The sequence below is a fragment of the Bradyrhizobium sp. 44 genome (assembly GCF_023073095.1).
Taxonomy (GTDB): Bacteria; Pseudomonadota; Alphaproteobacteria; order Rhizobiales; family Xanthobacteraceae; genus Bradyrhizobium.
In genome coordinates, this window is the sequence record NZ_JADPIY010000017.1 from 1 (window position 1) to 5,305 (window position 5,305).

The 5,305-nt window shown below is 59.4% G+C and carries 6 protein-coding genes and 1 pseudogene; 2 read left to right on the forward strand and 5 right to left on the reverse strand.

Features of this window, described 5'->3' with window-relative positions; genetic code table 11:
- The coding region (locus tag IVB41_RS22090; RefSeq protein ID WP_346770861.1) for a histidine kinase dimerization/phospho-acceptor domain-containing protein at positions 1-220 on the reverse strand (220 nt) is incomplete at its 3' end.
- 97 nt (positions 221-317) lie between these two features.
- On the reverse strand, positions 318-623 hold the full coding sequence (locus tag IVB41_RS22095) for a response regulator (protein WP_247434932.1): 306 nt from the start codon (positions 621-623) through the stop codon (positions 318-320).
- 334 nt (positions 624-957) lie between these two features.
- Between IVB41_RS22095 and IVB41_RS22100 the strand changes: the two genes are divergently transcribed.
- Positions 958-1,227, forward strand: a complete 270-nt coding sequence (locus IVB41_RS22100; protein WP_247434935.1) for a DUF2934 domain-containing protein — start codon at positions 958-960, stop codon at positions 1,225-1,227.
- A gap of 376 nt (positions 1,228-1,603) precedes the next feature.
- Here the strand turns inward: IVB41_RS22100 and IVB41_RS22105 are convergent, their stop codons facing one another.
- From IVB41_RS22105 to IVB41_RS22115, 3 genes and pseudogenes are all read right to left on the reverse strand, one after another.
- The gene (locus tag IVB41_RS22105) at positions 1,604-2,110 is read right to left on the reverse strand and encodes a PRC-barrel domain-containing protein (protein WP_247360144.1); all 507 of its coding nucleotides are present in this window, start codon (positions 2,108-2,110) and stop codon (positions 1,604-1,606) included.
- Between the two features lie 129 nt (positions 2,111-2,239).
- Positions 2,240-3,094, reverse strand: coding sequence for a hypothetical protein (locus tag IVB41_RS22110; RefSeq protein WP_247434938.1), 855 nt, complete (start codon positions 3,092-3,094; stop codon positions 2,240-2,242).
- Between the two features lie 653 nt (positions 3,095-3,747).
- Positions 3,748-5,117 (reverse strand): annotated as a pseudogene (locus tag IVB41_RS22115) (transposase).
- Between IVB41_RS22115 and IVB41_RS22120 the strand changes: the two are divergent.
- A partial coding sequence (locus tag IVB41_RS22120; protein WP_247434940.1) for a hypothetical protein occupies positions 5,116-5,305 on the forward strand: 190 nt, incomplete at its 3' end. The pseudogene IVB41_RS22115 and the gene IVB41_RS22120 overlap by 2 nt on opposite strands.

The following is a 5,305-nucleotide window of genomic DNA, read 5'->3' on the forward strand; positions in this document are numbered from 1 at the left end:
CGGGTTCGACGGCGGTAATGGCCTTAGAGAGCGAGATACCCCCTCCAAGGCGGCCGCGCGCCAGGTCCATGACGCTCTCGATCATCTTGGCCATTCGGCTCACGCTGCTCTGCATCATGGCCTCGAGCCGTAGCGCCTCTTCAGGCATCTTGACCTTGAGCATCAGCCGTGCGCCGGCCGCGATCGATGCAAGGGGATTGCGCAGGTCGTGACCGAGCACGGCGATGAACTGCTCACGCAGCTCCGCGACCTTGCCGGGCCGCCTTCCGAAGATCCTGACTTGTACAGCGTGATGCAGCAGACCTAATACTCTGGAGCTAATCGGCGTTAGAGCCTTGGTCTAGCAGCGTCCCCATGCAGCGATCGAGAGCGTCCAAAGGGAATGGTTTCTGTAAAAGTGGCCGACCGTTGAATTGTTCTGGTACGCCATCGGCGCCATAGCCGCTCGCGAAGACGAAGGGAATGCTGCGGAGCTGCAAAGCCTGTGCGAGGGCTTCAGAGCTATCCCGGCCAAGCTGCAGGTCGAGAATAGCAGCGTCGCATTCAGCGCTCATGGCCATGGCTAACCCAGAGCCCAGATCGCTCGCCTCTCCAGGAACTTCGGGACCAAGCTCCATCAGCATATCCGAATCATCATGCGAATGAGCGTTTCGTCTTCGATCAGAAGTACTGCAGCCATGCTTCTCCTTACGCCGGCAGGCTTGTGAACGGGAGTCTTTTTCCCGGGCCCTTCGTTCGCGAGCTCGCCCACGTTCCTTCTCTCTCGAAAAACACGGGCGGAAACTAAGCCCCCTTTACACTGGGTACAGCGCAGCCTCGCGACGAGGTTAACATGAGCTGTTTTGTGCAAAAGTGAAGTTAAGCGCGTGAAGGAATTGGCGCTCCTCGCATTTTACAGCCAGGGCTGAACAATTGAGCCGAGCCGGAGTCAATTAGAACGAGGAGGGATGCGATCCGATGGATGAAAGGAAAAAGCTCGAGCATCAGATAGCACTGGCTACTCGGACAGCTGCATACACCTCAGACGAGAACACCGCCAGGAGGCTGCGGCAGTTTGCTGACCAGCTGGGGCGCAAGCTTTCCCCCTCTTCTTCGCGGCGCGCTCAAATCACGGCACGCGCCTATCAGCTTTGGGAACGGGCCGGACGTCCCTCGGGGCGAGATTTGGATTTCTGGACCCAGGCGGAGCGGGAGTTCAGCCCCGGCGATACTGCGGGCCAAGATTAGGGGACTGGCGCTCCGCGCGATCTACTCGCAAAAAATTATCCAGCGCCAGTTGTGTGCACTATCAGACCGTCAGCAAAAACGGACCATCGATCTTCATTGAGCGCACTGAAACCGACCAGTGCTGCTCACCCATGAAGAATTTGCAGCAATGCTAGGCTTGGACGAGCAAGGCAAGCCGGTCTTTCAACGCTCCATCCTGATCACTAGCAATCCTTTGCCGCCAGGATGACCACGGGCCGATTCTCATGCTCCATGCGGAGTGGCAATTTTGACCGAGGCCAAATCCGTGCTCGACGTGGCGCGCGAGGTGAAGGGCGCCCAAGGACCCCCCCAATCGCCGCCTCGAGACCGAGTGTCCGAGGCGGCGTAGTGGGCCTCAGTATTTGAACTGCGGCATAGCCTTCAATTGGTCCTTGGTCGCGTTGTAGACGACGTGGTCCGGATACCAATTTTCGTTGGCTGCACGCACGGGCCGGTTAGAGCGGTTCACTTCTCCAGTCGCGGCACCGGCATTGTTGACGCCAACCGTCGGTTTGTCGGCAGGCGGCGTGGTCGTCGACGTGCGAACGGGCTCGTTGACCCACTTCAGCTTGTCATAGGGCACAGCAACATAATGCTCGCCCATACCGAGGAATCCACCAACACCCAGGATGACGTTCGCAGTCTTGCCCGACTTATCGAGAATGACCTCGTTAATGTCGCCGATCTTCTCGTTGGCTTCGTTGTAGACGTTGACACCGACGAGCTTGGAAGCCCGCCATTCGCCTTCCTTGTGCGACGAGGCGGCACTATCAGCGGCGGTCTTGGTCGATGCAGTTTGCGCCGATGCCGAGCACGTGAACAACGCCGTGGTGAGCAAGGCGGCGACGAGATACTTGGACATGCGTCCTTCTCCGTTTGTGAATAGTGGGCGTACTTAGCGCAGCAGCATAATGAGAATGATCAGCGGGATCGGAATTCCGACGAGCCAAAGCAAAATCGGCATGACATCTCTCCTTTCGTTTTCGATGGGTTAGCGATTGGTTGCAGGCGCATACGCCTTCTTGCCCCAAGTGCCGTCGCGAAGCCCGCCGCCTTCAGTGGCAGCCAGCGATGCGCAGAAGGCGCCGATAAACAGGGAAAGCGTTAGCCAGATCGCAATCTGCATGGCGGCCTTCCTTGCCGCGTCGAGATCAGTTTTCACCTGAGTGACGACGTCGTTGACGCGCTTCTCGGCGTCCGCCTGGCTTAATCCGGTTCGCGCAGACACGACCTTAGCAACGTAGGTGCGGTCGGCGGGACTGACATCGTTGTCTTTGTGGAAGCTGTTGGTGAACAGGCGGACCATCTCACCACGCGAGTCGCCAGTCTGCTGGCCCTGGGAGGACGGGTTATCCGAGCGCATGAGCGTGTCGACGTAGCCGCTCATCGGCGAATTCTGTGCAGCGTTCGCGGCGCCCTGCGTCGCGCCAGCAAGCGTTCCGCCTAGCAACGTGGTTGCCGGAGCAGCCAGCAACACAGCGCCGAGAACCGAGGCGGCCGCCCAAGCTAAAAAGCCATGCGCCGTATCCCGGAAGTGCACCTCGGTGGTCTGCACGCCGACCCACTTCGTGCGGAGACGGCCGGCAAGATAACCACCTACGGCGGACGAGATCATCGCCATGACGATGAAATATAGACCAGTTCCGATCTTGAAAGTCGTCGCGGACACACCCGAATTGCCCCAGGGCGACACCACAGAGAAACCCATGCCTGCGCCAAAGGATAGAAGCACGAGCGTAAGGGCGAGAGACGCCACGGCCCCGGCCAGGACGGCAGCCCAGGAAACCCCGGCCACCGACGGTTCAACCACCCCGACCTGTGCGTCTTCTCGAAAAGCTTGTGCCATTTGTTTCTCCCAGCAGCTGTTACCCTGCTTAGAAGATGCCCAAATGGAACAAAGGTTCCATGCATTCATGCGCCCACAACGACGTTTTGAGTCTTAGAGGAGGCCCACCCGGAGCCTTAACGATTGCTATCCAGCGACGGGGACTTGGCAGCCGAGAACATTTGAGAACACGCCGAGCCGTATCGGTTGCGTCCCTCGGTACGTCGGTGATCTTGGTCGAGACCTCATGCGCGCGCTGCGCCGCCTGCTGCGCGCTCGGAAGAATTCCTGCGTAGCGGCACCTTGCTCTCTACGGCCGCCGGTAATGGCGGACGAGATTTCCAAAGCCGCTCGCTCGTGCCGCTCATCTACGGGATCGCGGCGACCGACTCATCTATCGCTCCGCTTTGACCTCCGATGCCACGACGGCAAAGCCGTTCCGGCATCGCCTAGCTGTGCCGGCTCTTTCCGCCCCCTGGATCGTCATCTGAGCAGTTGAAGCTAAGGTCCGCTGTGGGGTCACAAGCGGTCCTCCGCCGGCTACGCGCGGCAGGTCAGCTACGGGCCGATTTTGTTGCAAAAGTTGGCTGCAATGGATTTGGCCGCTGGGCCTTTTGTTGAGCCGCGCTTTGAAGCGCTGGCCCTGACGCATTTTACGCAACTTTGACGCTACGCTACGCGATGCGCAGAACCTGAGCCGGCGGCGGTCGTGCGACCAGCGATGCAAACCGCCTCAGATTCTGAGCGATGGCGGCTAGAACAAACTCATCCTGGGCACCTTGCGGGCCTCGCAATCGGAGCCCACCAAGCTTCAGGATGCGCTTCAAGTGTGCGAACCTCATCTCGATCTTCTTGCGCTGACGCCGAGAGAGCTCGAAGCCCTCGGTGCCAGCGAACGACCGGGCAACGTCTCGGGCATGCTCATGGATATCGCGCGGGATCTTGCGTGATGGTTCCTTTGGGCAGCACTGCGGTTTGAGCGGGCATACATCGCAGTCGAGCTTGCTGGCACGATACAGAAGGGTCTTGCCCTCGTGCACGGTACCGCTCGTCCCAAGCCGCTTACCACCCGGGCAGTGGTAAACGTCCCCGGTTGGGTCATATCGAAAGTCGCTCCGCGAGAAGGTGCCATCATCCCCCTTCGACTTATCGAACACAGGGATATGCGGCGCGATGCCCTTCTCCTCGACCAGCCAATTCAGCATCGGAGCCGCTCCGTAAGCGGTATCCCCGACAAGTCGCTCTGGCTTGAGACCAAAGCGCTCCTCGGTTCGTTCGATCATGGTTTTTGCTGCACCGACCTCGGCCTGGCGAATGGCGCGGGAGGCCTCGACATCCACGATGACGCCGAACTTCACGTCGATGAGATAGTTGTCGGAGTACGCGAAGAATGCCGGCCCCTTGTGAGCGCCGGTCCACTGCGCTGCCGGATCGGATGGCGAGACAAACTTCGGGATGACATCGCTGGCGGGCCCCACGCCGGATCGTCGAGGGTTGCCAAATACTCCTTCACCGCGCGGCTGGACCTGGCCGGATCGCGATCCCTGCGCCAGTCCTGACCTGCGATCGAGCGCTGCTTGTTCGCGTCGGCCGCAATCAGGCTCGCATCGACTGCAAATCCTTCGCCACCAACCAGACCGGCGGCAATGCATGCCTCGACAATCCGTTCGAACACGCGGCGGAGAACATCTCCATCACGGAAGCGCTCGTTGCGGGCGCGCGAAAATGCCGAATGATCCGGGACAGCGTCCTCGATACCAAGCTTGCAGAACCAGCGATAGGCGAGGTTCACCTGCACTTCACGGCAGATCAGCCGTTCTGAGCGGATCGCAAAGACATACCCCACGACCAGCATCCGGATCATCAGTTCCGGATCAATCGACGGGCGCCCCATCGACGAATAGTGAGATGCTAGTTCACCGCGAAGCCAGGACAGATCGAGAGCAGCATCGATCTTCCGCATCAGATGATCTTCGGGTATCGCGTCGCCAAGACGAAACTCGTAGAACAGTTGACCTTGGTCACTCTTCAGACGGCCCATCATGGATCGACCTCGCCGAGATTCGCGTCAACACAACGGAATCACGGTTCGTGACTTGTCTCAACCGACTTTTGCAACAAAATCGGCCAACCGCAGACATCCCTCAAACCGGCAGCGTAATTTCGCAGACGAGCCCGTCTTTGCGCCAATCAAAGCGAACTTTTCCCTTTTGCTGGGTAATCATTTGTTCG